Origin of the sequence: Halomonas sp. Mc5H-6 (genome assembly GCF_024124705.1) — a bacterium.
GTDB classification, from domain to species: Bacteria; Pseudomonadota; Gammaproteobacteria; order Pseudomonadales; family Halomonadaceae; genus Vreelandella; species Vreelandella subterranea.
In genome coordinates this window covers 1-1,462 of record NZ_JAMXSI010000030.1, presented here as the reverse complement: position 1 = coordinate 1,462, position 1,462 = coordinate 1, and the positions used below count along the sequence as shown (strand labels likewise).

Here is a 1,462-nt window from a genome sequence, read left to right as displayed (position 1 = left end):
GGATCAAGGGGTTCGACCAACTGAAGCTGGTCGTGGACAACGTCCAGTTTCGGGATGGAGAGCAGGTGGATGATCAAACTGGCAGAGACGCCGCCTGATGGTCATACACCAGATTTGACAATAACTCCAACCTTACGGTTGTAGGCTGAAACAAAGTGATCAAGAGAGGACAAGATTATGCGAGTCATCGAGCTGGCTCGGGCTGGCGGCGTAACGGCAGAAACAGTTCGTCACTACACAAGAGAGGGGCTGCTACAACCGCGCCGTAATCCGCACAATGGCTACCAACTTTTCGAAACGGAATCCCTAGGTCGCTTACGTTTCATCGACTGTCTGCGTTCACTGGGTGTGAGCCTTCCAGAGATCAAGCAAATATTATCTTGGGCGGATCAAGACACTGTAGAGTTTATTGAGCCAGTACCACTGACCTCTCAGCGGCAACGTCTTCACTTGCGGGCTCAAGAGTTCCATATAATAGCGCAATGGCTGGACAGCATGAATCAAGACACAATGACAGAAAGCCCCAGCTTGAAGGAGTTGATCCAATCGCTGGGGACTGATGATTAGATATCTTAACTATAATCAATAGGGTCCATTTGCGTCCCCTTATGGTGTTTCTGGTGAGGTGGGAGCAAATATTGCGGGTGTCGAGCCGTGTTGTGCGTTTAGCTCAACTCTTTCAGGTGGATAGCAAAGCCCCTGATCAGAACAGCCTTGAAACGTCATCTCAATTGCCAATAACACATTGTCGGCGGCGTTGCTCTCAATGGGCGCGCTGACCACTACTTGGTCGTAAAAAACATAAATTTCACCTAGCGAGGCGTGCATCATGAGTACACCAGGAGGCAACGCCAGCTCACCGAAACTGACACCGGGAGAAAGGCTCTCAAGCGCGAACTGATGCCGATGAAGGTAATAATTTTCGGCGACAGTGAAGCCGATATAAATCCGGTCATCGTCCCGCCAGGCAGTGGTTCGAAAGGCTTCTTTAGCCGGTAGGTAGTCACGTTGGGTCGTACTGCTAAAGGGTGAGCTGTTGTCACCCACCAAAGACATGTCTTCACGTGCGGCTACCGGTGTGACGATAAAGAGTGCCATCGTTAGAAAAGCGACAATTGGGTTCATGAGTTTAACGCAGCCTTTGGCTTATCTACTGGCTGGCGTCTGGACCAGGCGACCAGGGCAAAGCCTGCGATGAGCATCGGTAGTGTCAATAGCTGCCCCATGGTCAACCAGCCAAAGGCAATGAACCCCAGCTGTGGGTCCGGGAGGCGTGCGAACTCCACCGTAAAGCGGAAGGCTCCGTACAGAAGCAGGAAAAGCCCCGAAATCAGCCCCCTATGGCGCGGCCGGCGCGATAGCCACCACAGCACGGCAAACAACACGATGCCTTCAAGAGCGAACTCGTAAAGCGCCGAGGGATGGCGTGGCTCTGAGCCGAGCCCCATCATGGGAGGGAATA

3 protein-coding genes are annotated in these 1,462 nt (G+C 52.6%); 1 reads left to right on the top strand and 2 read right to left on the bottom strand.

All coding sequences use genetic code 11. From position 1 onward, the window contains the following. Positions 1-177: 177 nt before the first annotated feature. Positions 178-567, top strand: coding sequence for a MerR family transcriptional regulator (locus NH395_RS18295; RefSeq protein ID WP_092825661.1), 390 nt, complete (start codon positions 178-180; stop codon positions 565-567). A gap of 39 nt (positions 568-606) precedes the next feature. Here the strand turns inward: NH395_RS18295 and NH395_RS18290 are convergent, their stop codons facing one another. Next, positions 607-1,125 carry a protein-disulfide reductase DsbD N-terminal domain-containing protein gene (locus NH395_RS18290; RefSeq protein ID WP_092825659.1) on the bottom strand — a complete coding sequence of 173 codons (519 nt, stop codon included), beginning with the start codon at positions 1,123-1,125 and terminating at the stop codon, positions 607-609. Further along, positions 1,122-1,462: prolipoprotein diacylglyceryl transferase family protein (locus tag NH395_RS18285; RefSeq protein WP_253026929.1), on the bottom strand; the 341-nt coding region annotated here is incomplete at its 5' end. The genes NH395_RS18290 and NH395_RS18285, both read right to left, overlap by 4 nt.